The sequence below is a fragment of the Rhizobium sp. M1 genome, from assembly GCF_002531805.1.
Classification (GTDB): Bacteria; Pseudomonadota; Alphaproteobacteria; order Rhizobiales; family Rhizobiaceae; genus Rhizobium; species Rhizobium etli_C.
The window spans coordinates 167,186-191,741 of record NZ_NWSW01000011.1 but is presented as its reverse complement, the minus strand read 5'-3'; the positions used below and the strand labels follow the sequence as shown (position 1 = coordinate 191,741).

Sequence of the window (24,556 nt, the reverse complement as noted above, 5' to 3'; positions counted from 1 at the left end):
GAATTCGCGCGACCCGAGTGCCAACGTTGTGCTCTTGGAAGGGGAGACGAGGACGATGCCGACACCAGAGCAACCCAGTCTAATAGTTCGACAGAAATCCCCTGAGAATATCGAGTTTCCGTTTGCGTCACTCTCCGATTGGCTGATCCCAACCGAGCTGTTCTTCGTACGAAACCATTTCCCGTCGCCGGACCTCGATGCGCGAGACTGGAGATTGCGCGTTGGCGGGGCGGTGGAGCGGCCGATCGAACTTGACCTCGACAGCATCAAGGCGATGCGGAGCACGACGTTCACTGCCGTCGTCGAGTGCGCAGGGAACGGGCGCGTCTACTATGTGCCGCCGAGGGAGGGGTTGCAGTGGCAGAACGGAGCCGTCGGCAATGCCGCGTGGACAGGTGTTCCTCTGCGCGAGATTTTAGAAATGGCGGGCGTTAAGCGAACCGCACGTGAGGTTCTGCTCGTAGGCGCAGACAGCGGCGTCGTCGACACGAACAAGAAAACGGCTTCTCCAGGCCCCATCGCTTTTGCGCGCAGTTTGCCGCTTGAGAAGGCCGTCGCTGACAGCACGATCCTTGCCTATTCGATGAACGAGGAGCCGTTGACGCGCGATCACGGCTACCCGCTGCGCGCGGTCGTGGGTGGCTGGTTCGGCATGGCTTGGGTCAAGTGGATCACTGATATCACGGTTGTGGAGCAACCGTTCCTTGGCTACTGGCAGGCGCGCGACTATTTCCGTTGGGAGCGCAGCCTCGGGGAACCCAGGCTGGTCCCCCTCGCGGAGATGGAGGTCAAAGCGCAGATCGCGCGTCCCGTGCAGGGCGCGCGTCTCGTCGCCGGCCAACCGTATCGGATTTTCGGAGCCGCCTGGAGCGGAGAGGCTGTTATCCGGCAGGTGCAGGTCTGCACCGGAGATGGCAGGGGCTGGCGCGAGGGGAGGCTCCTCGAAACAGAACGTCCCTTCGCATGGCGCTTGTGGGAGTACATGTGGACCCCTGAAGAAGCGGGGCGATATATACTGCGATGTCGCGCGATCGATGGTGCGGGGTGCGTGCAGCCCGACCTCCAGCGTTCCGACTGCGAGAGCTACGCGGCCAATTGGATCGTTCCGGTGGAGGTTACGGTCGTTCCCGCACCACAAACGTACGAGGAGGAATTCGTGATCTAATCACCCGCATGAGGCGGAATGGCGGCTTTTGGCGCAACGCGGCCTTATTCCTCTATAACGAAAAAAGACCGCTTCGGCAGATAGCGGTCCTTCCTCTCCTTGCTGCCTTCAAGATCAACAGATTCCACATCACGTTGGTGGCTGCCGGTTTAGCGGGCCTTTGCGAAATCGGCAGTTCTTGAATCAGCGTTCGGCGAGCGCCGGTTCGCCCTTCTTCTCGCGCACCATGTTGATGAAGCGGCGGAAGAGATAGTGGCTGTCCTGCGGGCCGGGGGAGGCTTCCGGATGGTGCTGGACGGAGAACACCTGCTTGCCGAGCACGCGCAGGCCGCAATTGGTGCCGTCGAACAGCGAAATATGAGTCTCTTCAACGCCATCGGGCAGCGACTTCGAGTCGACCGCGAAGCCGTGGTTCATCGAGACGATTTCGACCTTGCCGGTCGTGTGATCCTTGACGGGATGGTTGGCGCCATGATGGCCCTGGTGCATCTTCTCGGTCTTGGCGCCGAGGGCCAGCCCGAGCATCTGATGGCCGAGGCAGATGCCGAAGACCGGGATATCGGCCTTAACAAGCGTCTTGATCACGGGCACGGCATATTCGCCGGTTGCCGCCGGATCGCCGGGGCCGTTCGACAGGAAGATGCCGTCCGGCTGCATGGCGAGCACGTCTTCGGCGCTCGTTGTCGCCGGCACGACGGTCACCTTGCAGTCGAGGCCGGCAAACAGGCGCAGAATGTTGCGCTTGACGCCGTAGTCGAGGCAGACGACGTGATACTTGGCATCGGCCGCACCGAGCTCGCCGTAGCCTTCGTTCCATATCCACGGCGTCTGGGTCCATTGCGAGGACTGGCCCGAGGTCGCGATCTTGGCGAGGTCGAGGCCTTCGAGGCCGCTCCAGGCCTTGGCTTCGGCCTTCAGCGTCTCGATGTCGAAGACGCCGTTCGGATCGTGGGCGATCACTGCGTTCGGAGCGCCGTTCTCGCGGATCCAGGCGGTCAGTGCGCGGGTGTCGATGCCGCAGAGACCGATGATGCCGCGCGCCTTCAGCCACTGGTCGAGATGTTTGGCGGCGCGGTAGTTCGAGGGTTCGGTGATGTCGGCCTTGAAGATGACGCCGACGGCGCCGTGGCGGGCGGCAGGCGTCAGATCTTCGATGTCCTCATCGTTGGTGCCGATATTGCCGATATGGGGAAAGGTGAAGGTGACGATCTGGCCGAGGTAGGAAGGGTCGGTCATGATCTCTTCGTAGCCGGTCAGCGCCGTGTTGAAGACGACCTCGGCCTGGACCTTGCCGGTGGCGCCGATGCCCTTGCCTTCGATCACCGTGCCGTCGGCAAGAACGAGCAGGGCGGTCGGCTTTTCGATTGTCCAGGGTGCTGTCGCGGTCATCTTCATCCCGTTTCCGGCGGCCGATGCGCGTTGCCGCGCTCGCTGCCATTTGATCTCGCAGGCGTGTGGACGCGGCAATACCGCGCGCTTCAGGCCTGATCACGAATTTTGGTGCAGGTGGCGGTAGATAGCCACGCAATCGCTGAGCGTCAATCTTTGTAACCGGGATTGCGGCCGTTTTCCTGCGCTTTATCGCGCCGATCGCGCAATTTATTTGATCCCCCGCATCAGCGTGGTTTATGAAGCGGCATCAAATCAGGAGAAAAGACCATGCTGCGCGATCAACTCGCCACCCAGCTGAAAGAGGCGATGAAGGCCAAGGATTCGGAGCGGCTTTCCACCGTCCGGCTGATTCAGGCCGCAATCAAGGATCGCGATATCGCCAATCGTGGCGCCGGCAAGGAGCAGGCGAGCGACGACGAGATCCTGCAGATTCTCGCCAAGATGGTGAAGCAGCGCGACGAATCGGCAAAGATCTACGAGGAGAATTCCCGGCCGGAACTCGCCGCCAAGGAGCGCGCCGAAATCACCGTCATCCAGGATTTCATGCCGAAGCAGCTTTCGGAGAGCGAAGTGCGCGCCAACGTTTCGGCGATCATCGCCGAGACCGGTGCCGTCGGCGCCAAGGACATGGGCAAGGTGATGGCCGCGCTCAAGGAGCGTTATGCCGGCCAGATGGATTTCGCCAAGGCGTCCGCGACCGTCAAGGAACTGTTGAACTAAAGCGTGTCGCGATCTTTGATTCGCTTGTCACGCTTTAGGTCTTTGTTTTCACGCATGTCTTTATCGCAAAACCGCTGCACACTTTTGCGAGACATGCTCTAATTCAGACCACGCGTCTTGCCTGCGGTTCGATCAGGACCGCAGGTCCGAGCACCGCCTCGGCGGCGGCGTCGACGATGGCGAATTTCGCAGCCTGATAATTCCAGTATTCAAGGATGAAGCGGCGCGACAGCCAGAAGTCGCCCTTGCGGGACGGTTCGGTCCAGCCGACGCTTTCCATGGTTGAGGCCTGCGTCAGAAGCCGCTTCAGGTGCGTGTTCGATATCATGAACTGGTCGCGGATTTCCCGCAGCGACAGGGGGCCGACCGCGACGCGCTCGGCCGTCCGGGGAAATTCGGGAAGGCGTGAGATCAGGTAGTCCATCACCAGCCCGCCGGAATTTGCCCAGTTGAAGAGGTTGAAGGTGGGGCCCGGACTGCGCACCGCCTGGCTTCCGATGATTGCTTTTGCGATGCGCGGCTGGATCGCTGCCATCATCGCCACGGGATCGGCGGCGATCCTGTCGGCGCGCTTACCGCCGTCGAGGCTGTCGAGGATCATCATGTGGGTGACGAGCCATCGGGTGAAATGCTGCTCGGCGATTTCGGTGGGTTCCAGATAGCGTGTGCGCTTGTCGGCACCAGGAGCCGGACGCAGGAAGCGATAGGCCAGCATTTCCTGCATGAAGGCCGCTGCCGTGTTGCGGCTGGCGATGTCGTTCTTGACCGCAAAATCGATGAAGCGGCCGGAATAGAGGCCGCTCTTTTCATAGTCGGGATGGCCATAATGAAGCGCAAAGCCGGCATGGGCCATCAGCCAGCGCTGCTGTGCGGCGAAAATCGAGGCGATGCGCGGGCTCTCACGATAGATCGTGAGCATCTGATCGGCGCAGTGGAGGATTGCCGCGAGAAAGCGATCGTCTGCTGCAAGAGTTTCAGCGGTAAAGGCCATGGGGAAGGAGTCCAGGAAATTCGGCGCATACTTCCTTCACGCACGCGCCTGATGTCAACGGTTTTGTCAATAATCGGTTAATTTCAAAAGGGAATTTGTATCAGGGCAAGCCAAAAAATTAAGAAGGCAGGAGCTGGGGGCGCTCCTGCCTTCTTGCACTTTGCTTCCGCCGGCACGCAGGGCCGAAGCCCAAGCCGGAGGCTATTTGCAAAGGCACCCTTGCGAAGCGGCGCCGGGGGTAGGGATGGTGCTTCGCTCGGGGATCGCTTTGTTGAGATCGAACTTATTGCGGGGCGGCGGGCTGTTCAAATTACAAAAAAATAATGATTGCCGAAAATGTCGGTTTTGGAGATGTCGAAGCGGAGGCTCGGATGGCGCTGCAAAGAGCAGAGCGGACCGTGATAGAGGGTGATAATAATTTGTTTTCAAACGATTTATTTGAGGCACATGGGAGATGGCCGCCTTTGCCGAAGCTTGCGCGACGGCGGAATTCTGGTTCCCCGAAGACAATAATGTCGCACCCCTGTCGCAGGGGCGATAACGTGTTTTTGATTGGATAAGCGACGCAATCAGGGAGGCGTGCACTTGCCTGTGAATAGCGGGTTTTCCTGACAAGTTTCGTGGCATGGCGCGGCAAAGCAGCTTATATGGAGGCTGGCCAAGAGGTATAAATGCGCTTTTCCAACACCTTTCTCGATGAGATCCGTGACCGCGTTCCAATTTCGAACGTGATCGCGCGCCGTGTGAGCTGGGACAAGCGCAAGACCAACGTGTCACGCGGCGATTACTGGGCCTGCTGCCCGTTCCACGGCGAGAAATCACCGAGCTTCCACTGCGAGGACCGGAAGGGCCGCTATCACTGCTTCGGCTGCGGCGTCACCGGTGACCATTTCCGCTTCCTCACCGAGCTCGAAGGCCTGAGTTTTCCCGAGGCGGTGCAGCAGATCGCCGATATGGCCGGCGTGCCGATGCCGCTTGCCGATCCTGTCATGGAAAAGCGCGAGAAGGAGCGCGGCTCGCTGATCGACGTCATGGAAATGGCGACGGCCTTCTTCCAGGACCAGCTGCAGACCGCCAATGGCGCCAAGGCGCGCGCCTATCTGCGTGATCGCGGGCTGACGGGGCGCACCATCGAGACCTTTCGCCTCGGCTATGCGCCCGACAGCCGCAATGCACTCAAGGAATTCCTTGCCGGCAAGGGCGTCTCCAAGGAGCAGATCGAAGCCTGCGGCCTCGTCGTTCATGAAAATGTGCCGGTTTCCTACGATCGCTTCCGCGACCGCATCATGTTTCCGATCCTTTCGTCGCGGGAAAAGGTGATCGCCTTCGGCGGCCGCGCCATGTCATCAGACGCGCCGGCGAAATATCTGAATTCCAACGAGACGGAGCTCTTCCACAAGGGCAATGTGCTCTACAACTTCGCCCGCGCGCGCCGCGCGATCCAGGGGCCTGGCCGCGGCGATCAGCAGGACGACAATGCCAGCGGCACCATCATTGCCGTCGAAGGCTATATGGACGTGATCGCGCTCCATCAGGCCGGCGTCGAGAACGCCGTTGCGCCGCTCGGCACCGCGCTTACCGAAAACCAGCTCGAGCTGCTCTGGAAGATGGTGCCGCAACCGGTGCTCTGCTTCGACGGCGACGGCGCCGGCATCCGTGCGGCCAATCGCGCCGCTGAACTGGCGTTGCCGCATCTGAAGCCCGGCCGCTCCGTCCGCTTCGCGCTGCTGCCCGACGGCAAAGACCCTGATGATCTCGTGCGCGATGAGGGCCGTGCGCCCTTCGACAAGGTGATGAGCCAGGCAAAGCCGCTTTCGGAGATGCTGTGGAGCCGGGAGATCAATACCGGCAAGTTCGATACGCCCGAGGCGCGCGCCGAGCTCGAGGCGCGGCTGAAGCAGCTTGTGGCCGTCATCGCCGACGAGAATGTGCGCCGTCATTACCAGCAGGATATTCGCGACCGGCTGAACGCCTTCTTCCAGCCGCAGTTCCAGAACCGCAATAATAGCGAGCGGCGCGGTTTCGGCGGCAATTCCCGGGCGGGCCGCGATAATCCCGGTAAGGCAGGGCCGAAAAGCCCGAGCCTGATTTCCGACCGGCTTGCCCGCTCGGGCCCCGTGCGCGGCCACCGGGACAATACGGCGCTGCGCGAAAGCGTGCTGGCGCTCACCATCGTCAATCATCCGGCGCTGATGATCGACGATTATGACGAGATCGCCGCGATCGAATATGACAGCCGCGAGCTGCAACGGCTCTGGTCGGCGGTGCTTGGCGCAGCGGCCGCCGTTGCCGGCCCGCATCTGACGCGTGACTATCTGACCGAACGGCTGGAATTCGAAGGCTTCGGCCCGCTGATCAAGAGCCTCGACCAGCAGGTGCGCAATGCCCGGCTCTGGACGGCGACCGAGGAGGCGGCGATGGAAGATGCGCGTGAGGGTTATCGCCAGGCGCTCGCCTTCCACAAACGGGCAAAGGCGCTACGCCGGCAGAAGATGGAGCTCGAACGCGAGATTGCGCTGGCCACCGAAGCCGGCGACGGCGAGGCGATCGTTCAGCTGATACGGGCCCAGCAGGAAGTGCATCTGGAAGGTGTGCGCCTCGAGAACCAGGAGGCGATCATCGACGGCTTTGGTGTGCTGTCCGGCCGCGTCAAAGGAGCGGCGAACCACTGATGTCGCTGACCGAACGGAACGAAGCTGGCTTTTCCGCTGCCGATGCGCTGTTTTCCGCCGGTCGCTCGCCGCTCGAAGTGTTGAAGCAGATCTACGGCTACTCCTCCTTTCGCGGCAAGCAGCAGCAGGTGGTCGAGCACGTCGTGTCAGGCGGCGATGCGGTGGTGCTCTTTCCGACAGGAGCGGGCAAATCGCTGTGCTTCCAGATCCCGGCGCTCTGCCGCGAGGGCGTCGGCATCGTCGTTTCGCCGTTGATTGCGCTGATGCGCGATCAGGTGGAGGCGATGAAGCAGCTCGGCATCCGCGCCGCCGCACTCAATTCGTCGCTGTCGCGCGAGGAGTTTATCGAGGTTCGCCGCGCGCTTTCGGGCGGCAAGCTCGACCTTCTCTATGTGACGCCGGAGCGCATCCTGACCGACGGATTCCGCGAGCTGATCGCCAACGAGAAGATCGCGCTGTTTGCCATTGATGAGGCCCATTGCGTCTCCCAATGGGGCCATGATTTCCGGCCGGAATATCGTGAGCTCGGCCGGCTCGGCGAGCAATATCCCGGTGTGCCCAGAATAGCGCTGACGGCAACGGCCGATCCGCATACCCGCGACGATATCGTCGAGCGGCTGGGGCTGGATTCTGCCGAGATCTTCACCACCAGCTTCGACCGGCCGAACATCAGCTATGAGATCGTCGAGCGCGATCAGCCGCGCCAGCAGCTTCTGCGCTTCCTGTCGGACCATAAGGGCGACAGCGGCATCGTTTACTGCCTGTCGCGCGCCAAGGTCGAGGACACGGCCGACTGGCTGAACGGGCAGGGGGTTCGTGCACTGCCTTATCATGCCGGCATGGACCGAGCGCTTCGTGACGCCAATCAGGATGCCTTTCTGAAGGAAGAGAACCTCTGCCTGGTTGCCACCGTCGCCTTCGGCATGGGCATAGACAAACCGAATGTGCGTTACGTCGCCCATCTCGACCTGCCGGGTTCGGTCGAGGCCTATTACCAGGAGACCGGGCGCGCCGGCCGCGACGGCCTGCCGTCGGAGGTCTGGATGGCCTATGGCATGGCCGACGTCATTCAGCGCCGCCGGATGATCGACGAGGGCAATGCCGCCGTGGAGATCAAGCGGGTCGAGCGCGCCAAGCTCAATGCCTTGCTGGCGATCTGCGAGACCGCCTCCTGCCGCCGGCAGGCGATCCTGGCCCATTTCGGGGAATCCCATGCCGGCCAATGCGGCAATTGCGACACCTGCCTGAAGCCGGTCGAGACCTGGGAGGGCACGGAAGCAGCGATCAAGGCGCTGGCCGCCGTCTATCGCACCGGCGAGCGTTTCGGCGCCGGCCACGTCATTGATGTGCTCGTCGGCAATGTCAACGAGAAGACCGAGCGTTTCGGCCATGTCGATATGCCCGTCTTCGGCGCCGGCAAGGACATTCCGGCGCGGACCTGGCAATCCGTCTGCCGGCAGCTGCTCGCCATGGGGCTGATCCGGGTCGATCACGATGCCTATGGGGCGCTTAAACTGGAGCCGGATGCGCGCGCCGTCTTCAAGCACGAGCGACAGGTATTCTTCCGCAAGGACCGGCCTGCCTCGGAACGGCGCACGAAGAAGGTGGAGCGCAGCGAGCGCAAATCGGCGCTGTCTGGCGCTGACGGCAGCCTGTTCGAGGCGTTGCGGGCCGAGCGCATGGCGATCGCCAAATCGCTCGGCGTGCCGCCCTATGTCGTCTTTCCCGATACGACGCTGATTGCCTTTGCCACCGAACGGCCGCGCAGCCGCAAGGAGCTGCTCGCCATATCCGGCGTCGGTCAGGCAAAGCTCGAGCGCTATGGCGACGCCTTCCTGGAGATCATCCTGGCGCATGACGACTGAGCGGATCGGCCGGTGTTCTTCTCGATCTCGGCCCGGCGCTGAACAAGACAAGCCGGCGGCGATATGCTAACCCGGAAGCTATAAAAAACATCAGGAAGGGCCGCCCATGACCTCGCCATTTCTCTCCCATCTTCGCACCGAGATTTCGGCGTTGAAGGATGCCGGGCTCTATAAGTCCGAACGGGTCATCAGCTCCAAGCAGGCGGGCGAAATTGCGATTTCCACCGGCGAACGGGTGCTGAATTTCTGCGCCAACAATTATCTTGGTCTGGCCGACAATGAGGAACTGGCCGAGGCCGGCAAGCAGGCGCTCGACCGTTACGGCTACGGCATGGCCTCGGTGCGCTTCATCTGCGGCACCCAGGAGGAGCATAAGCAGCTCGAAGCGCGGATTTCCGCTTTCCTCGGCATGGAAGACACGATCCTCTATTCCTCCTGCTTCGACGCCAATGGCGGTCTGTTCGAGACGCTGCTTTCCGAGGAGGACGCGATCATCTCGGATGCGCTGAACCACGCCTCGATCATCGACGGCGTCAGGCTGTCGAAGGCCAAGCGCTTCCGCTATGCCAATAACGACATGGCGGCGCTCGAAGAAGAATTGAAGAAGGCTGAAGGTAGCCGCTTCAAGCTGATCGCCACCGACGGCGTCTTTTCGATGGACGGCATCATCGCCAATCTGCGCGGCGTCTGCGATCTCGCCGAGAAATACGGCGCCATGGTCATGGTCGATGACAGCCATGCGGTCGGCTTCGTCGGCAAAAACGGCCGCGGCTCGCCCGAACATTGCGGCGTCGAGGGCCGGATCGACATCATCACCGGCACACTCGGCAAGGCGCTTGGCGGCGCCTCGGGCGGTTATACCGCGGCAAAAGCCGAGGTCGTCGAATGGCTGCGGCAGCGCTCGCGCCCCTATCTGTTCTCGAACACGCTGGCGCCGGTTATTGCCGCTGCCTCGCTGAAAGTGTTCGATCTGATCGAAAATGGCGATGCCTTGCGCAAGCGCCTTTCCGACAATGCCGATCTCTTCCGCACCGAGATGACCAAGCTCGGCTTCACGCTCGCCGGCGAAGGCCATCCGATCATTCCGGTCATGCTCGGCGACGCCAAGCTTGCCCAGGACATGGCAGGTCTGATGCTGAAGAAGGGGATTTATGTGATCGGCTTTTCCTTCCCCGTCGTGCCCAAGGGCCAGGCCCGCATCCGCACGCAGATGTCGGCCGCGCATTCGAGGCAGGATGTCGAGCGGGCGATTGCGGCCTTTGCCGAGGCAGGGCGGGAATTGGGCGTGATTTGAGGATGAGGGATTGCCCCTCACCCTAACCCTCTCCCCGTAAACGGGGCGAGGGGACGTGCCAAACGCAGCGTCGAGGATTGACGAAGCCGGTGCGGCATATCTCCTTCGCCCCGCTGGCGGGGAGAAGGTGCCGGCAGGCGGATGAGGGGCCGAAACAGGCACTGACCAAGGGATACAGATATGTCGAACATGATGAAGGCGCTGGTCAAATCGAAGCCCGAGGTCGGGCTCTGGATGGAGAATGTGCCGGTGCCGGAGGTCGGGCCGAACGATGTGCTGATCCGGGTGAAGAAATCGGCGATCTGCGGCACCGACGTCCATATCTGGAACTGGGACCAGTGGGCGCAGAAGACCATTCCGGTGCCGATGGTCGTCGGCCATGAATTTTGCGGCGAGATCGCCGAGATCGGCTCGGCGGTCACCCGCTATCATGTCGGCGAGCGGGTTTCCGGCGAAGGGCATATCGTCTGCGGCAAGTGCCGCAACTGCCGGGCGGGCAGGGGGCATCTCTGCCGCAACACGCTCGGCGTCGGCGTCAACCGGCCGGGTTCGTTCGGCGAGTTCGTCTGCATTCCGGAAAGCAATGTCGTGCCGATCCCGGACGATATTTCCGATGAGATCGCCGCGATCTTCGATCCGTTCGGCAATGCCGTGCATACCGCGCTCTCCTTCGATCTCGTCGGCGAGGACGTGCTCGTTACCGGCGCCGGGCCGATCGGCATCATGGGGGCGCTGGTCGCCAAGCGTTCCGGCGCCCGCAAGGTGGTCATCACCGATATCAATCCGCATCGGCTGGCGCTGGCGCGCAAGCTCGGCATCGACCACGTCGTCGATGCCTCGAAGGAAAATCTCGCCGACGTGATGAAGGCGATCGGCATGACCGAGGGCTTCGACGTCGGGCTGGAAATGTCGGGCGCTGCACCCGCCTTCCGCGACATGATCGACAAGATGAACAATGGCGGCAAGATCGCCATTCTCGGCATTGCGCCGGCGGGCTTCGAGATCGACTGGAACAAGGTGATCTTCAAGATGCTCAATCTCAAGGGCATTTACGGCCGCGAGATGTTCGAGACCTGGTACAAGATGATCGCCTTCGTCCAGGGCGGCCTCGATCTCGCACCCCTTATCACCCATCGCATCAAGATCGACGATTTCCGCGAGGGCTTCGAGGCGATGCGGTCGGGCAACTCCGGCAAAGTCGTCATGGATTGGAAGTGAGGAGGACGAGATGATTTATGAAGGAAGCTGCCATTGCGGCAATATCGGTTTCGAGGTCGAGGTCGAGGGCGAGTTCAGCGAGGCGCTCGACTGCAATTGTTCGCTCTGCCGCCGGCGCGGCGGGCTTCTGGCCTTCGTGCCGCGCGAGAAGCTGGTGCTGAAGACGCCCAACGAGAACATCTCGACCTATACTTTCAACAGGCATGTCATCCGCCATCACTTCTGCGCCACGTGCGGTATTGCGCCCTTCGGCGAGGCGGTAGGTCCGAACGGCGCTGCCATGGCGTCGATCAATCTGCGCTGCATTCCCGCGATCGATCTCGGCGCTCTGAAGGTGACGGCCTATGACGGGGCCGCGCATTAGAGACAGAGCGCCTGCCCGGAGCCGGGGAATATAGACTGCCGTCAAAACTGCAAAAACGGCCGAAACAACCGCTGCGGCGGGCAAAATCCATGCTGCCCTTGTCTTTTGTTCGACGCTTCTTAAATAAGGTTCGCAATCGCAGCCGCGGTTCAAAGCCTGTGGATAAGGCTTTTTCCGATGATTCGTGAGCTTTTTTTCTGGAAAAGCTTGACGAGAACAAAAAATGTGGGAATCACCGTTCGACTTGTTGAAACGGTGAACTGGGTCAAGGCGGATCGCGCAACCATGGCCGGAAATCCAAAAGCAAAAAAGCTTTGCTGTCCGGTGCCGGCGATCGTGGTTAATCAGGCTTTAAATGTCATCCCGTTAGGTGGGCAAAGGTGATTCTAGGGCGGCGCGCGCGACGCGTCCAGCCCTGAGGCGGCCCATTCACCGTAGCGAGATTGGATAGCGTCAGGAAGGCGACGATATAAATGGCAACCAAGGTCAAAGAGAACGAAGACGCGGAAGTCGAACGCGACGGCGCAAGCGACGGCCCTCTTCTCGATCTTTCCGACGACGCGGTCAAGAAGATGATCAAGGCCGCCAAGAAGCGCGGCTATGTGACGATGGATGAGCTGAACGCCGTTCTGCCGTCCGAGGAAGTGACGTCCGAGCAGATCGAAGACACGATGTCGATGCTTTCGGACATGGGCATCAACGTCATCGAGGACGAAGAAGCCGAGGAAGCCGGCGCTTCCGGCGGCGGCGATGACGATGATGCCGGCGGCGACGAGGACAGCGAAGGCGGCGAACTCGCGCCTTCCGGCGGCACAGCGCTTGCGACCGCCAAGAAGAAAGAGCCGACCGACCGCACCGACGATCCGGTGCGCATGTATCTGCGCGAGATGGGCTCGGTGGAGCTTCTCTCCCGCGAGGGCGAAATCGCCATCGCCAAGCGCATCGAGGCCGGCCGCGAGACGATGATCGCGGGCCTCTGCGAGAGCCCGCTGACCTTCCAGGCGCTGATCATCTGGCGCGACGAACTCAACGAAGGCACGACGCTGTTGCGCGAGATCATCGATCTCGAAACCACCTATTCCGGCCCTGAGGCCAAGGCGGCGCCGCAGTTCCAGAGCCCCGAGAAGATCGAGGCCGACCGCAAGGCCGCCGAGGAGAAGGAAAAGACCCGCCGCGCCCGTTCCGGCGACGACGACATCACCGATGTCGGCGGCGAAGGCCTGCCTCCCGAAGAGGAGGAAGAGGACGAGGACGAATCCAACCTCTCGCTGGCGGCGATGGAAGCCGAGCTTCGCCCGCAGGTGATGGAGACGCTCGATACGATCGCCGAGACCTATAAGAAGCTGCGCAAGCTGCAGGACCAGCAGGTCGAGCAGCGCCTGTCGGCATCCGGCACGCTGTCGACCGCCCAGGAGCGCCGCTACAAGGAGCTCAAGGATGAGCTCATCAAGGCCGTCAAGTCGCTGTCGCTCAACCAGAACCGCATCGACGCCCTGGTCGAGCAGCTCTACGACATCAACAAGCGCCTCGTCTCCAACGAAGGCCGCCTGCTGCGTCTGGCCGAATCCTACGGCGTCAAGCGCGACAGCTTCCTGGAACAGTATCAGGGCGCCGAGCTCGATCCGAACTGGATGAAGTCGATCGGCAATCTGGCCGCCCGCGGCTGGAAGGAATTCGCCAAGGGCGAAAACACGACGATCCGCGACATCCGCCAGGAGATCCAGAATCTGGCGACCGAGACCGGCATTTCGATTTCGGAATTCCGCCGCATCGTCCACATGGTGCAGAAGGGCGAGCGCGAAGCGCGCATCGCCAAGAAGGAAATGGTCGAAGCGAACCTTCGCCTCGTCATCTCCATCGCCAAGAAATACACGAACCGCGGCCTGCAGTTCCTCGACCTCATTCAGGAAGGCAATATCGGCCTGATGAAGGCGGTCGACAAGTTCGAATACCGCCGCGGCTACAAGTTCTCGACCTATGCGACCTGGTGGATTCGCCAGGCGATCACCCGGTCGATCGCCGACCAGGCCCGCACGATCCGCATTCCGGTGCACATGATCGAGACGATCAACAAGATCGTCCGCACCTCGCGCCAGATGCTGCACGAGATCGGCCGCGAGCCGACGCCGGAAGAACTGGCCGAAAAGCTCGCCATGCCGCTCGAAAAGGTCCGCAAGGTCCTCAAGATCGCCAAGGAGCCGATCTCGCTCGAAACCCCGGTCGGTGACGAAGAGGATTCGCATCTCGGCGATTTCATCGAGGACAAGAATGCGCTGCTGCCGATCGACGCGGCAATCCAGGCGAACCTGCGCGAAACGACCACCCGCGTTCTCGCCTCGCTGACGCCGCGCGAAGAACGCGTGCTGCGCATGCGCTTCGGCATCGGCATGAACACCGACCACACGCTCGAAGAAGTCGGCCAGCAGTTCTCGGTCACCCGCGAACGCATCCGCCAGATCGAAGCGAAGGCGCTGCGCAAGCTCAAGCATCCGAGCCGCTCCAGAAAGCTGAGAAGCTTTCTGGACAGCTAAGAAACTGCAAGCTGCGCTCGTTCCTCGACAGCTGAGGTTTCGACGTCATTCCGATTGGGAAAGCCGGGCCTCGTGCCCGGCTTTTGCTTTTGTGATTAACACCAATGATCCCGGCGGCTTTCTTGTCCCTGTCTGGTGACAGGGCTATAATCCGGCCACGGGGAAAGGATCGATCGCGACACACGCGAGATCGTATGCCTGCGTGAGCGATCCTCCGTCGGGAGGTGCGACATGACCACTTACATTCTTTTGATCGATTGGACTGACCAAGGCATCCGTACTGTTCGCGACTCGACAAAACGGCTGGACGCGGCGAAGAAACTGCTCGCCGGCGTCGGCGGTTCCATCAACCAGTTCTATCTGACGATGGGCGGACACGACATGGTCGCCGTCTGCGAGGCGCCCGACGACGCGGTGATGGCGCATTTTACGCTGTCGCTCGCCATGGCGGGCAATGTCCGCACCGAAACGCTGAAGGCGTTCCCGGAGGCTGCCTATCGGGATCTCATCGGCTCGCTCGGCTGACGACCGCTCAAACCAGTTCTGATATCAAGGCACGGCTCTCCGGAGACCGCGGGGCGCTGAATGATGACGGCCTGCCGGCCAATCGTTGCGGCGGCGATCACGCGGTTTTTTGCTTTTGTGGCTTGATGCCGCCGGCTTTAAAGGCCACATCGCTGCTGTGACAGAAGAAGACGTCGAACCGGCAGAAGCGCATGAAGCGGCAAAACAGCGGCCTGAAATCGGCTGGGGTGTCGGCGCGTCCGTGCTTCTGCATGTGCCGCTCATCGCCCTGCTCATTTTCGGGCTGCCGAAGATCGAGCCGAAGCCTCCTGAAGACGAGAGCGTGAAGGTGGAGCTCGTTCCGCCGCCGGAGGAGAAGAAGCCGGAAGAGAAAAAGCCCGAGGAAAAACCGCCGGAGCCGAAGCCGCCGGAACAGGCGAAGAAGCAACCGCCACCTCCACCGCCTCCTCCTCCGCCGCCGGCAAAGAAGGCTTCCGAGCAAGCTAAACCGAGGCCGATGCCGACGCTCAACCCTGTCACCGAGTTCGGGGACAAAAATAGCGGCCCTGAAAAATTCCTGGCGGGAAATTCTTCCGAGGGTGAAAGAAAACCGGCGACAACTGTGCCGCAGCGCGATCGAGCATCAGAGCAGGTGCCGGCGAAGGCGGTTGCGGAACAGCCGAAAGCTGAGACGCCCCCATCAAAACCCGTACCGGATGATGTGAAGCTTCCGGAAGTGGCTGTCATGGACGTTTCTCCGGAGCGCAACGGACCGCCGACAGAAGCGTCCGGCGAAGCCAATACCACCTTCGAACAGGCCAAGCCGCCTGAGCAGAAGAGCGCTGAGAAGCCGAAAACGCTGCCCGACACCAAGGATCTGCTCGAGGCAAAAACGCTGTTTTCACGGGCCGCAGACGGCAACTTGTTTGCGCAAACCGCGATGGATGGGCTTTCACGCAAACAGCGAGTGGCCACGCTCTGCACCACTGAGCTTCAGGGCCAGCTTGTTCACGGTTCGCCGGCCTATTTTCCGCTCGCATTGCCGAGTTTCGGGTTGCGCGCCGGTACCATTCTCGATGTGAAGGATGCAGCCTTTGGCACAGCCAAGGGCTGGTTCCAAGTTCGTTTCCGCTGCGAGGTGGACGAGGGAGCTACCAAAGTGATGTCCTTTGCCCACCAGGTCGGTGGGCCGATCCCCCGCAGCCAGTATTCGAAGTATGATATTGATGACTAAAGCGCGCCGTGATCTTTCCCGCCCGCAACCAGCCACACGCAAGCAACCGCATCTAGCCTCTCCCTATGGCCGTGATGGTACGGCGAAGAAGGGACAATGATATGTCGAACGAGATCGAGCGTTTTCTGGAGCGTCAGGACGAAGCCGTCAGCGCGCTGTTCCTGGAAAACAAGGGCGACGAGCTGACCGATATTCTGGTGGCGGCGCTCGAAGAGGCCTTCGAGATCCTCATCGAAGCCGCACCCGCCGAAACGCTGCATTGACATTTTCCAACACATTGCCGGCAGCGCTTGGCGAGCGGCTCTCCGGCTACCGGTTCGAGCGCGATGCGCTCGGCCGTTCCGCGGCAAGCGTCTTCCGGCTGGAAGGCGAGGGCCTGCCGGCCCTCTATCTGAAGGTCGAGGCGGCGGGGCCGTTCGGCGAGCTTGCCGATGAAGCCGCCCGGCTCGGCTGGCTCAAGGCCGCCGGCCTGCCGTGTCCCGACGTCATCGCCCGGGAAAGCGACGGCGAGCGCGACTGGCTGCTGATCGGCGCCCTGCCGGGAACCGATCTCGCCAGCGCATCGGCGCTGACGCCGCTTGCGCGTGTCGAACTGCTGGCGGCCGCACTTGCCGATCTCCATCACCTGCCGATCGCCTCCTGCCCGTTCGATCATCGTCTGGAAAAGCGCCTGCCGACCGCAAGGGCGCGCATGCAGGCCGGGATCGTCGACGAGACCGATTTCGACGAGACGCGGCTCGGAAAGAGCGCCGAAACATTGTTTGCCGAACTCGAAGGCCGGCGGCCGGACCGTGAGGACCTCGTCGTCACCCATGGCGATGCCTGCCTGCCCAATTTCGTCGCCTCCGGCGGCCAATTCTCCGGCTATATCGATTGCAGCCGTCTCGGCGTCGCCGACCGCTATCAGGATATTGCGCTCGCCTGCCGCAGCATCGCCTATAATTTCGGCGCGGCGCTGGTGCAGCCCTTCCTCGATCGTTACGGGCTGACGGCGCCGGATCCGGCGCGCCTCGATTATTACCAGCTGCTCGACGAGTTCTTCTGACGCTTGAAAGACGCGCGGCGCTTGCCAAGCGTTGCGCCCGCTCCATCCGGCTGGCAAGATGGCCGGCATCGGATCTGCGGACGGATGATGGCGAAAAATCAGTTCAGGATGCTGCGCTCGGCGCTGGCCGGCGTCGAAGCGGTGGAAGCGGCAACGCATCACAGCTTCAGCCGGCACACGCATGAGCAGTTCGGCATCGGCCTCGTCTCGTCGGGGGCGCAGAAGTCGCTGAGCGGGCGCGGCATGGTCGAGGCTGCGGCCGGCGACATCATCACCGTCAATCCGAACGAGGTGCATGACGGCGCGCCGATCGGCGCAGGCAGATCGTGGCGCATCCTCTATTTCGATCCCGAGATCGTCGCCGGCCTGTCGCGGGAGATCGGCGGCGGGGCAGGGCGGCAGGAAATCCCCCATCCGGTCATCCGCAATGGCGCGATCGCCGCCCGCTTCGAGATGTTGTTTGGCGCGGTCACCGCCAGCGCAGCCGACGGGCTGCTCTCAGAGCAGCTGCTGCTGCAGCTCGTCGCCGATGTCATGCGGGAACGGGGCGATCGCCAGGAGCGGCCGCCGGTGCCGGCCTCCATCCGCGCGGCGCGGGATCTGATCGACGACGATCCTCTTGCCGCCGTCTCGCTTGCCGATCTCGCCACCGAAAGCGGCCTCAGCCGCTTCCAGGTGCTGCGCGGCTTTGCCAAGGCGACGGGGCTGACGCCGCATGCCTATCTCCTCCAGGCCCGCATCCATCGCGCCCGCCGGCTGATCGCTCAGGGCACGCCGCTTGCGGAGGCGGCCTTTGCCAGCGGCTTTGCCGACCAGAGCCACATGACGCGCGTCTTCGTGCGCAAATACGGCCTGTCGCCGCGGCTCTATGCCGGCGCTTTTCTGTGATCCTCCTGCCGTCCACGGTTAAGGGCGCGGCACCCTCCAACGCCCCTCATCCTGAGGCGCGTAGCCCGTGAGGGCGAAGCCTCGAAGGGCCGCTCAACGCCGCTTCTTGCATTCATCGAACGTCGGAGCACCCGCCTCGTCCTTCGAGGCCCCTGCGGGGCACCTCAGGATGAGGCTCTCTGGAAGGCCGCGGTTGCCTTCAAGACTGCTCGAGCACCTCAGGATGAGGGCTGATCGTGGGTGCCGCGGGCTGCGACCGCTCTCCAGCCTCATCCTGAGGTGCCCCGCAAGGGGCCTCGAAGGACGGGGCTGGCCGAGGCGCCGTCTCCGCCCTGCAATTTCGTTCAAGACCGCAACCGGCCCCTGCTGTTTCCTCGGCGCATCCAATCGGAGATGCGGAATGTCGAGACAGGTTCAAGGTTACATTTATCTGACGCTGGCCATGCTGACGGTCGGAAGCACGGTCATTGCGAGCAAACTCATCGCCGCCGGCCTGCCGCCGTTTACCGCCACCGCCGCGCGCTTCGCGCTCGCCTTCCCCGTCTTTCTCGTGCTGATGCGGGCAACCGGCGTGCGCCTGCCGAAGCTCTCCCGCCGTGACCGCCTGATCCTCCTCATCCAGGCCGGGGCCGGCAGCGTCGGCTATACGACGCTGCTGATCTCCGGCCTCAGCCTGACCTCGGCGGCCGATGCCGGCGTCATCATCGGCACGCTGCCGGTGGTTTCGGCGGCAATTTCCATCCTGCTGCTCGGCGAGCGGCCGCAGCCCGCCCTGCTTCTCGCCGTGGCGCTGGCGACCGCCGGGGTGTCTTCGATCGCCTTCACGCCGGATGCGGCCGGCGGGTCGCTCGCCGGCAATGCGCTGATCCTGCTGGCGGTCGTCTGCGAGGGGCTGTTCATCCTGCTGAACAAGCGGCTGACCGCCGATATTCCGCCGCTTGCCCAATCGACGCTGATGACCGGCATCGGCTTTGCCGTCGCCGTCATTCCGGCCGTCTTCGAAGCGCCTTCGGCCCAGGGCTTTTCCGCAAGCGCTGCGGCGGCCGTCGGCTATTATGCGCTGGTGCCGACCGTCGCCGGCTTCCTGCTCTGGTATGCGGGGGCCGAAAGGGTGAGCGGCACGGAAGCCTCGCTTTTTACCGCGCTCGCGCCGGTGTCCGCCGTCCTGCTCGCCTTCGCCACTCTCGGCGAGCCGGTCGGCTTCAGCCAGCTTGCCGGTATTGCCTGCGTGCTTGCGGCGGTGCTCGGGCTCGGCCTGGCTGGCAATCGCACCGCAACCCAACCGACCGAGGGGAGATAGCCCATGCGTTTCAACCATTCCGCCGCCCTGTGGCAGGCCTTTCCCGCGCTCCGCGCCGGCGCGCTCCATGCCACCGGCATCGATGCCGATGTGGATGTCGAGGCGGCGATAACAAGCTTCGGGGCGATTGCCGAGGCCCGGCTTGACGGCGCCCAGGAAAGCGAATTTCCGGAGATCCAGGCCTGGCGGCGCGGCTTTTCCCGCATGGGGCTGAAGCCGACGCAATATCGCTCGGCCTCCGAAGCGCTGCTGCGCCGCTTCCGCCAGGAGCACGCGCTGCCGCGCCTGCATCCGCTCGTCGACCTCTGCAATGCGGTCTCGCTCGCCTTCGCCATTCCCATTGCCGTCTTCGATGTCGAAAAGATCGCCGGCGATCTCGAGGTCCGGCCGGCGACGGGTGACGAGACCTATCTGACCTTCGGCGGCGACATCGAACATCCCGAACCGAACGAGGTGATCTTCGCCGATGGCGGGGGAAGCGCGCATGCGCGGCGCTGGACGAACCGGCAGAGCGGGCTATCGGCGGTGCGGCAGACGACGCGGTCGGCGCTGATCGTTGCCGAGGCGCTGCATGCCTCGGCCGAGGCGGATATCGGCAGGCTGGTGGCAACGCTCGCGGATCAGCTGGCGAAGGCCTGGCCGGCGGCGCCGAAAGCGGCGCTGCTCAGCGCAGCATCGCCGCGTTTCGAATTCTGAAGCGGATCGCGCCCGGGACGGAGCGTTCACACCTTGGGCCGGCGGCCTGCCCGCCCTATCTTCCCGGGATCGATCGCTTCTGGAGACAACCGCATGTCAGATAAATCGATCAAGATCCCCGGGCCGGACCATCCGATCACCGTCGAGCACAATCCCTGCCGCGTCGTTGTCACGCTCGGCGGCAGGACGATCGCCGACAGCCGCGACGCGCTGACGCTGCGCGAAGCCTCCTATCCGCCGGTGCAATATATTCCGCGCAAGGATGTCGACATGTCGCTGCTGCAGCGCACCGATCACCGCACCCATTGCCCCTATAAGGGTGACGCCGCCTATTACAGCATCATTCCGGGCGGCGAACGCGCCGAGAATGCCGTCTGGACCTATGAGGCGCCGAATGCCGCCGTCAGCAACATCAAGGGCCATCTCGCCTTCTATCCCGACCGCGTCGACAGCATCGAGGAAATGGCCTCGCCGGAAGCCGGTACCTTCTGAGGCGGGCCGACGCCAGCCGTTATCGCAGGACGTCGAGCCATTCATTGCTGAAGACGAGGCTGGCGACCGTGACCGGTTCGCCGCTTTCGTCGCGGACGGTGACGGCGATCGTCAAGCGATCACCCGCGGGCAGTTCGTCGCGGGCCACATCCAGCAGGATGCGGGTCACCTCTTTTGGAATGTCTTCACGCGATTTCAGCTCGGTGCCGTGCTCGTCGCGCGTTGGACCTTCCCCATTGTGCAGATCGAAATAGTAGCGAGCCATGTTCTTTCCTGCGCGTCAGAGGAGAAATCACCGGTGAAGACAATTGTTCCCCGATGAATGACGCGTTGAAAGCTTCGATCGCTCCCGTTAGGGTCGCGCCAAAACATTGTTCGGGGATGCGCGTGAGGGCAAAATTCATATCTTGCATGTTGGCGGCGGTTTTCGCCTCGCTGCCGGCGGCAGCACTGGCCGAGGGATGGCAGGCGGTGGAAGAGGTGCGGCCCTATGCGATCTCGGGCACGTCGGGTGCTGCGCTCTACGAATCGATCGGCGAGCACGGGCCGAAGGCCGGGGTCACCGGCCGGGTGATCGCGCATACGACGTTCAAGCTCACCTGGACGCGGAAATACGAACCGCAGGGCAGCGCCTGCGTGATCACGACCAACAAGCCGAAGCTCATCATCACCTATACGCTGCCCAAGCCCTCGGCCGCGCTGCCGGCGGCCGTCAAAACCAGCTGGGACGGTTTCATATCGGGTGTTGCGGCGCATGAGCGGGTGCATGGTGAGACCATCAAGGAGATGGTCAGGGAAATCGAGGCGACGAGCATCGGCCTGACCGCTGCCGACGATCCCGAATGCAAGAAGATCAGGGTCGAACTGACGCGGCGCCTCGGCGAGATCTCCGCACGGCAGCGCCAGCGCGGCCGTGACTTCGACAAGGTCGAAATGGGCGATGGCGGCAATATCCAGCAGCTGATCCTCAAGCTGGTGAACGGGCCGTGACTGCCTGAGAAGCCTGCCTGCCGCTCCACCCCTGGACCAGACCTCGTGAGCTCCTATCTCTCCCGCTAATGCATGTCGCCCGGAAGTGTGCAGCGGTTCCGGGACAACGACATGCATCAAAACAAAGAGTTAAAGCGCGTCGCATGAATCAAAATTTGATGCGACGCGCTTTAACGAGGATGGATCGAGGAGACATGCAATGTCCTATGTCGATGGTTTCGTCGTGGCGGTGCCGAGGGAGAATATCGAGGCCTACAAGAAATTCTCGACCTTCGCCGGCTCGCTGTGGAAGGAATATGGCGCGCTCGAATATGTCGAATGCATCGGCGACGACGTGCCCTATGGCGAGCTGACCTCCTTTCCCCGCGCCGTGCAGGCCAAGGAGGACGAGGTGGTGGTTTTCTCCTGGATCACCTATCGGTCCCGGCAGGAGCGCGACGATATCAATGCCAAGGTGATGGCCGATCCGCGGCTCAAGGGCGATCAATGGCAGATGCCGTTCGACGGCAAGCGGATGATCTATGGCGGTTTCGAGACGCTGCTGAAGCTCTGACACCGGCGCTGTCACCTGCCGAGCCGGCCATTGACTTGGCCGTCATGGCGCGCCAACTCGCGGGAGAAATCATTGCGAGACGGAGAGCGCCCGTGCCCCAGACGATCCTCACCTTGGCCACCCGCGGCCAGGGCCTTTACGAATTCACCGACCAGGCCGAAGCCTTCGTCGGCGCCTCCGGGCGGGAGGAGGGGCTTCTCACCGTCTTCGTGCGCCACACCTCCTGCTCGCTGCTGATCCAGGAAAATGCCGATCCGGATGTGCGCAGCGACCTTCTTTCCTTCTTCCGCCGCCTCGTGCCGCCGGCTTCCGTTCCGTCGATGGGCTGGGTCGTACACAGGGCCGAAGGGCCGGACGATATGCCGGCCCATATCAAGGCGGCGCTGACGCAGGTGTCGCTCGGCATTCCCGTCGCGCGCGGCCGGCTGATGCTCGGCACCTGGCAGGGCATCTACCTCTTCGAACACCGCGACCGCCCGCACCGGCGCGAGATCGTGCTGCATCTCGGCTCCTGAGAGAAAGCGGCGCCGGACGCAAATGGTCGCTCGACTCCCATCGGGCGAAAACCGCTCATCTTCTTGTGAATGCAAACTGAATGGCCGGTTCGAACGCCATTCAGCTTGCAGCGTTTACTGTCGAGACAATCCCCTCAGGGAGAGGTTGAAAAAACAAAGACCAATCGACGGAGACAGCTGATGACGCATTTCCTCACCAAGGCTTGCCTTGCCGCAGTGCTTGCCCTTTCATCCATTCCGGCGACGATCTCCACGGCCGCTGCCGCCGGGCCGCAGACGAGTTTCATCGTCGAGGCGCAATATCATCGCCCGATCCGCGGCTGCTCGCCGATGCATGCGGTGCGCAAGGCGCGGGACTTCGGCCTGCGCAGAGCCCATATCACCCGCATGTCGCCGCGCGTCGTCGTCGTTGCCGGGCGTGACCGCCGCGGCTGGGACAGGATGGTCTTCGCCAATGTCCGCGGCTGCCCGCTGATCCGCCGCTGACGAACCGGTCCGAACGGGCTGCAGCGTCCTTTGTGTTTCAAAAAGACACGCGGCGCGTTGCGAACCCGGCCGGCAAGCGCTGATACGAGGCTTGCCGGCCATTTTGCCTTGACGGCGACACTTTCAGCCGTCTCTTCTCTGATCTGTATAAGTGATTCCCGGAGATGCCTCAGGCGTGATGGGGGGACGGCGGCTTGGCCGCACCGACTTTAAAACGAAAGGTTTTTCGATGATGCAGTTTCTGGCAAAGGCGGGTCTTGCCGCCATGCTGATAACAGGCACCCTTGCCAGCACCGCGGCCCCGGCCGCTGCGCAGTTCAGTATCATTATCGGCGATCCGGAGCGTGAGCCGCCGCGCGATTACCGCCGTCCGCCTCCGAGCTTCGATCGCCGGCCGCGCGGCTGTGATCCCAGGCTCGCCGAAGATCTCGCCCGCGATTACGGCCTGCGCCGCGCCCGCGTCGTCGACATCACCCCGCGCCGCGTCATCGTCCAGGGCTGGACCCGCCGCGGCCCCGACGAAATGAGCTTCGGCAACGTCCGCGGCTGCCCGCCGCTGCGCCGCCGCTGATATTAGGCAGAATACCGCCTCGTCTCCGATGCGGGCCAGAACCGCCTTTGCCAGTCTCCCCGATCGGCAAGGGCGGTTTTCTTTTTGTGAGCTTGTTTGATGGCAGCTGCGCTCTTTCCTCGGGTTTGGACCCAAAGGCTGCCCCTCACCCTAACCCTCTCCCCGTAAACGGGGCGAGGGGACGTGCCATGCTGGAGGTTCGCGGGGGACGGAGAGGTCGCGGCATATCCCCTTCTCCCCGTCAGAACGGGGAGAAGGTGCCGGCAGGCGGATGAGGGGCAGACGCGAGACGCCTTCATTTCAATGCTCGATCGCAAAGGTCACTGTGACGCTGACATGGTAGGTGGTCTCGCCGCCCTGGACGGGAACGGCCGCGTCGGCTTCCTTCATCATCGTGGCGCGATAGGCCGGCTGCGGCAGCGGGCGCGGCTCATTCTCGTTGATCTCGATGACACGGCCGAGCTTGACGCCGGCCGCTTCGCTCAGCGTCTTCGCCTTCTTGACCGCCTCGGCGACGGCGTTCTTGCGCGCCTCTTCGACGGCAGCATCCGGCTTGTCGTTGGTGAACTGGATCTCGCCGCCCTGATTGATGCCGAGCGTGACGGACTGGTCGATCACCTGGCCGAGCTTGGCGAGATCGCGCAGCCTGACGGTGATGGAATTGATGGTCTGGTAGCCGATCAGCTGCGGCTGCTGCTGCTGGCCGTCGACCGGCTGCGGATAGTTGTATTGCGGCTGGATGGAAAAGCCGGAGGTCTGCAGATCGCGCTCGGCGATGCCGCCGCTCTTCAGCGCGCCGAGCACGTCTTTCATCGCCTTGTTGTTCTCATCGAGCGCTTCGCGGGCGGTCTTCGCCTGCTTGACGACGGAAAGCGTGACGACGGCCATGTCGGGCGCCATGGACGATTCGCCATCTCCCGTCACCGAAATCACCGCTTCGCGCGGCTTCGCCTCCTGCGCCGATACAGGCGCAGCGGCCGCCAGCGGCAAGGCCAGAAGGGCAGTCATCAGAACAGTCTTGGACAGGTTCGGCGCCATGTTTCATTCCCTAGTTGTCGTTTCCCGGATGA

Annotated in this window: 26 protein-coding genes; 22 read left to right on the top strand and 4 right to left on the bottom strand. The window is 62.7% G+C overall.

The genetic code is table 11. The features are described from left to right. Nucleotides 1–55: 55 nt before the first annotated feature. The gene (locus tag CO655_RS12885; RefSeq protein WP_097664905.1) at nucleotides 56–1,165 is read left to right on the top strand and encodes a sulfite oxidase; all 1,110 of its coding nucleotides are present in this window, start codon (nucleotides 56–58) and stop codon (nucleotides 1,163–1,165) included. Between the two features lie 183 nt (nucleotides 1,166–1,348). Here CO655_RS12885 and carA read toward each other — a convergent pair whose 3' ends face one another. After that, nucleotides 1,349–2,554: a glutamine-hydrolyzing carbamoyl-phosphate synthase small subunit gene (gene carA / locus CO655_RS12880; RefSeq protein ID WP_097664917.1), complete on the bottom strand. Its 1,206-nt coding sequence runs from the start codon at nucleotides 2,552–2,554 to the stop codon at nucleotides 1,349–1,351. A gap of 270 nt (nucleotides 2,555–2,824) precedes the next feature. Between carA and CO655_RS12875 the strand changes: the two genes are divergently transcribed. After that, the gene (locus CO655_RS12875; protein ID WP_077991780.1) at nucleotides 2,825–3,277 is read left to right on the top strand and encodes a GatB/YqeY domain-containing protein; all 453 of its coding nucleotides are present in this window, start codon (nucleotides 2,825–2,827) and stop codon (nucleotides 3,275–3,277) included. 103 nt (nucleotides 3,278–3,380) lie between these two features. Here the strand turns inward: CO655_RS12875 and CO655_RS12870 are convergent, their stop codons facing one another. Next, nucleotides 3,381–4,268, bottom strand: a complete 888-nt coding sequence (locus tag CO655_RS12870) for a hypothetical protein (protein WP_097664904.1) — start codon at nucleotides 4,266–4,268, stop codon at nucleotides 3,381–3,383. A gap of 671 nt (nucleotides 4,269–4,939) precedes the next feature. Between CO655_RS12870 and dnaG the strand changes: the two genes are divergently transcribed. The 15 genes from dnaG to CO655_RS12800 all read left to right on the top strand — a co-directional run bounded on the left by dnaG (nucleotide 4,940) and on the right by CO655_RS12800 (nucleotide 20,371). Next, nucleotides 4,940–6,940, top strand: a complete 2,001-nt coding sequence (dnaG, locus tag CO655_RS12860; RefSeq protein WP_097604726.1) for a DNA primase — start codon at nucleotides 4,940–4,942, stop codon at nucleotides 6,938–6,940. Further along, nucleotides 6,940–8,805, top strand: coding sequence for a DNA helicase RecQ (recQ, locus tag CO655_RS12855; RefSeq protein WP_097664903.1), 1,866 nt, complete (start codon nucleotides 6,940–6,942; stop codon nucleotides 8,803–8,805). Before dnaG ends, recQ begins: the two co-directional genes overlap by 1 nt. Before the next feature lie 106 nt (nucleotides 8,806–8,911). After that, the gene (locus CO655_RS12850) at nucleotides 8,912–10,099 is read left to right on the top strand and encodes a glycine C-acetyltransferase (protein ID WP_097664902.1); all 1,188 of its coding nucleotides are present in this window, start codon (nucleotides 8,912–8,914) and stop codon (nucleotides 10,097–10,099) included. A 180-nt stretch (nucleotides 10,100–10,279) separates the two neighbouring features. After that, entirely contained in the window at nucleotides 10,280–11,317 is a 1,038-nt protein-coding gene (tdh, locus tag CO655_RS12845) for an L-threonine 3-dehydrogenase (RefSeq protein WP_097664901.1), read from the top strand. A gap of 10 nt (nucleotides 11,318–11,327) precedes the next feature. Further along, complete coding sequence (locus CO655_RS12840; protein ID WP_097664900.1) at nucleotides 11,328–11,681, top strand: GFA family protein; 354 nt, start codon at nucleotides 11,328–11,330, stop codon at nucleotides 11,679–11,681. 177 nt (nucleotides 11,682–11,858) lie between these two features. Beyond that, nucleotides 11,859–12,065: a hypothetical protein gene (locus CO655_RS33370; RefSeq protein WP_141507380.1), complete on the top strand. Its 207-nt coding sequence runs from the start codon at nucleotides 11,859–11,861 to the stop codon at nucleotides 12,063–12,065. Between the two features lie 89 nt (nucleotides 12,066–12,154). After that, entirely contained in the window at nucleotides 12,155–14,212 is a 2,058-nt protein-coding gene (rpoD, locus tag CO655_RS12835) for an RNA polymerase sigma factor RpoD (protein WP_097664899.1), read from the top strand. 231 nt (nucleotides 14,213–14,443) lie between these two features. Continuing rightward, entirely contained in the window at nucleotides 14,444–14,737 is a 294-nt protein-coding gene (locus CO655_RS12830; RefSeq protein WP_010033023.1) for a GYD domain-containing protein, read from the top strand. 115 nt (nucleotides 14,738–14,852) lie between these two features. Beyond that, nucleotides 14,853–15,950 carry a DUF930 domain-containing protein gene (locus CO655_RS12825; RefSeq protein ID WP_097664898.1) on the top strand — a complete coding sequence of 366 codons (1,098 nt, stop codon included), beginning with the start codon at nucleotides 14,853–14,855 and terminating at the stop codon, nucleotides 15,948–15,950. 101 nt (nucleotides 15,951–16,051) lie between these two features. Beyond that, nucleotides 16,052–16,213 (top strand): hypothetical protein, encoded by a 162-nt coding sequence (locus tag CO655_RS33840; RefSeq protein WP_176539242.1) that lies wholly within the window; start codon nucleotides 16,052–16,054, stop codon nucleotides 16,211–16,213. Continuing rightward, nucleotides 16,210–16,995 (top strand): APH(3')-II family aminoglycoside O-phosphotransferase, encoded by a 786-nt coding sequence (locus tag CO655_RS12820; protein ID WP_097664897.1) that lies wholly within the window; start codon nucleotides 16,210–16,212, stop codon nucleotides 16,993–16,995. The genes CO655_RS33840 and CO655_RS12820 overlap by 4 nt, the downstream gene beginning before the upstream one ends. Nucleotides 16,996–17,082: 87 nt before the next feature. Further along, nucleotides 17,083–17,883, top strand: coding sequence for an AraC family transcriptional regulator (locus tag CO655_RS12815; RefSeq protein WP_097605072.1), 801 nt, complete (start codon nucleotides 17,083–17,085; stop codon nucleotides 17,881–17,883). Between the two features lie 400 nt (nucleotides 17,884–18,283). Then, on the top strand, nucleotides 18,284–19,183 hold the full coding sequence (locus CO655_RS12810) for a DMT family transporter (protein WP_097664896.1): 900 nt from the start codon (nucleotides 18,284–18,286) through the stop codon (nucleotides 19,181–19,183). 3 nt (nucleotides 19,184–19,186) lie between these two features. Continuing rightward, nucleotides 19,187–19,879 (top strand): phenylalanine--tRNA ligase beta subunit-related protein, encoded by a 693-nt coding sequence (locus tag CO655_RS12805; RefSeq protein ID WP_097604744.1) that lies wholly within the window; start codon nucleotides 19,187–19,189, stop codon nucleotides 19,877–19,879. Between the two features lie 93 nt (nucleotides 19,880–19,972). Then, nucleotides 19,973–20,371 (top strand): DUF427 domain-containing protein, encoded by a 399-nt coding sequence (locus CO655_RS12800; RefSeq protein WP_010026790.1) that lies wholly within the window; start codon nucleotides 19,973–19,975, stop codon nucleotides 20,369–20,371. 19 nt (nucleotides 20,372–20,390) lie between these two features. Here CO655_RS12800 and CO655_RS12795 read toward each other — a convergent pair whose 3' ends face one another. Continuing rightward, on the bottom strand, nucleotides 20,391–20,636 hold the full coding sequence (locus CO655_RS12795) for a hypothetical protein (RefSeq protein ID WP_097604746.1): 246 nt from the start codon (nucleotides 20,634–20,636) through the stop codon (nucleotides 20,391–20,393). 53 nt (nucleotides 20,637–20,689) lie between these two features. On the opposite strand from CO655_RS12795, the gene CO655_RS12790 reads away from it, so the two are divergent. The 5 genes from CO655_RS12790 to CO655_RS12770 all read left to right on the top strand — a co-directional run bounded on the left by CO655_RS12790 (nucleotide 20,690) and on the right by CO655_RS12770 (nucleotide 23,486). Further along, nucleotides 20,690–21,361, top strand: a complete 672-nt coding sequence (locus CO655_RS12790; RefSeq protein ID WP_097664895.1) for a DUF922 domain-containing protein — start codon at nucleotides 20,690–20,692, stop codon at nucleotides 21,359–21,361. 199 nt (nucleotides 21,362–21,560) lie between these two features. Next, nucleotides 21,561–21,914: a DUF1428 family protein gene (locus tag CO655_RS12785; RefSeq protein ID WP_097604751.1), complete on the top strand. Its 354-nt coding sequence runs from the start codon at nucleotides 21,561–21,563 to the stop codon at nucleotides 21,912–21,914. Nucleotides 21,915–22,006: 92 nt separating this feature from the next. Beyond that, nucleotides 22,007–22,429, top strand: coding sequence for a secondary thiamine-phosphate synthase enzyme YjbQ (locus CO655_RS12780; RefSeq protein ID WP_097664894.1), 423 nt, complete (start codon nucleotides 22,007–22,009; stop codon nucleotides 22,427–22,429). A 180-nt stretch (nucleotides 22,430–22,609) separates the two neighbouring features. Then, complete coding sequence (locus CO655_RS12775; protein WP_038690266.1) at nucleotides 22,610–22,915, top strand: hypothetical protein; 306 nt, start codon at nucleotides 22,610–22,612, stop codon at nucleotides 22,913–22,915. Nucleotides 22,916–23,144: 229 nt separating this feature from the next. Beyond that, nucleotides 23,145–23,486, top strand: coding sequence for a hypothetical protein (locus tag CO655_RS12770; RefSeq protein WP_097664916.1), 342 nt, complete (start codon nucleotides 23,145–23,147; stop codon nucleotides 23,484–23,486). A gap of 300 nt (nucleotides 23,487–23,786) precedes the next feature. On the opposite strand, the gene CO655_RS12765 is transcribed toward CO655_RS12770, so the two are convergent. Then, nucleotides 23,787–24,524 (bottom strand): SIMPL domain-containing protein, encoded by a 738-nt coding sequence (locus CO655_RS12765; protein WP_097664893.1) that lies wholly within the window; start codon nucleotides 24,522–24,524, stop codon nucleotides 23,787–23,789. Nucleotides 24,525–24,556 lie beyond the last annotated feature (32 nt).

Bases quoted from the DNA above. Each gene is read 5' to 3' on its own strand.
- CO655_RS12885 (WP_097664905.1), top strand. From the start codon at position 56: ATGCCGACACCAGAGCAACCCAGTCTAATAGTTCGACAGAAATCCCCT.
- carA (WP_097664917.1), bottom strand. From the start codon at position 2,554: ATGACCGCGACAGCACCCTGGACAATCGAAAAGCCGACCGCCCTGCTC.
- CO655_RS12875 (WP_077991780.1), top strand. From the start codon at position 2,825: ATGCTGCGCGATCAACTCGCCACCCAGCTGAAAGAGGCGATGAAGGCC.
- CO655_RS12870 (WP_097664904.1), bottom strand. From the start codon at position 4,268: ATGGCCTTTACCGCTGAAACTCTTGCAGCAGACGATCGCTTTCTCGCG.
- dnaG (WP_097604726.1), top strand. From the start codon at position 4,940: ATGCGCTTTTCCAACACCTTTCTCGATGAGATCCGTGACCGCGTTCCA.
- recQ (WP_097664903.1), top strand. From the start codon at position 6,940: ATGTCGCTGACCGAACGGAACGAAGCTGGCTTTTCCGCTGCCGATGCG.
- CO655_RS12850 (WP_097664902.1), top strand. From the start codon at position 8,912: ATGACCTCGCCATTTCTCTCCCATCTTCGCACCGAGATTTCGGCGTTG.
- tdh (WP_097664901.1), top strand. From the start codon at position 10,280: ATGTCGAACATGATGAAGGCGCTGGTCAAATCGAAGCCCGAGGTCGGG.
- CO655_RS12840 (WP_097664900.1), top strand. From the start codon at position 11,328: ATGATTTATGAAGGAAGCTGCCATTGCGGCAATATCGGTTTCGAGGTC.
- CO655_RS33370 (WP_141507380.1), top strand. From the start codon at position 11,859: ATGATTCGTGAGCTTTTTTTCTGGAAAAGCTTGACGAGAACAAAAAAT.
- rpoD (WP_097664899.1), top strand. From the start codon at position 12,155: ATGGCAACCAAGGTCAAAGAGAACGAAGACGCGGAAGTCGAACGCGAC.
- CO655_RS12830 (WP_010033023.1), top strand. From the start codon at position 14,444: ATGACCACTTACATTCTTTTGATCGATTGGACTGACCAAGGCATCCGT.
- CO655_RS33840 (WP_176539242.1), top strand. From the start codon at position 16,052: ATGTCGAACGAGATCGAGCGTTTTCTGGAGCGTCAGGACGAAGCCGTC.
- CO655_RS12815 (WP_097605072.1), top strand. From the start codon at position 17,083: ATGGCGAAAAATCAGTTCAGGATGCTGCGCTCGGCGCTGGCCGGCGTC.
- CO655_RS12810 (WP_097664896.1), top strand. From the start codon at position 18,284: ATGTCGAGACAGGTTCAAGGTTACATTTATCTGACGCTGGCCATGCTG.
- CO655_RS12805 (WP_097604744.1), top strand. From the start codon at position 19,187: ATGCGTTTCAACCATTCCGCCGCCCTGTGGCAGGCCTTTCCCGCGCTC.
- CO655_RS12800 (WP_010026790.1), top strand. From the start codon at position 19,973: ATGTCAGATAAATCGATCAAGATCCCCGGGCCGGACCATCCGATCACC.
- CO655_RS12795 (WP_097604746.1), bottom strand. From the start codon at position 20,636: ATGGCTCGCTACTATTTCGATCTGCACAATGGGGAAGGTCCAACGCGC.
- CO655_RS12790 (WP_097664895.1), top strand. From the start codon at position 20,690: ATGAATGACGCGTTGAAAGCTTCGATCGCTCCCGTTAGGGTCGCGCCA.
- CO655_RS12785 (WP_097604751.1), top strand. From the start codon at position 21,561: ATGTCCTATGTCGATGGTTTCGTCGTGGCGGTGCCGAGGGAGAATATC.
- CO655_RS12775 (WP_038690266.1), top strand. From the start codon at position 22,610: ATGACGCATTTCCTCACCAAGGCTTGCCTTGCCGCAGTGCTTGCCCTT.
- CO655_RS12770 (WP_097664916.1), top strand. From the start codon at position 23,145: ATGATGCAGTTTCTGGCAAAGGCGGGTCTTGCCGCCATGCTGATAACA.
- CO655_RS12765 (WP_097664893.1), bottom strand. From the start codon at position 24,524: ATGGCGCCGAACCTGTCCAAGACTGTTCTGATGACTGCCCTTCTGGCC.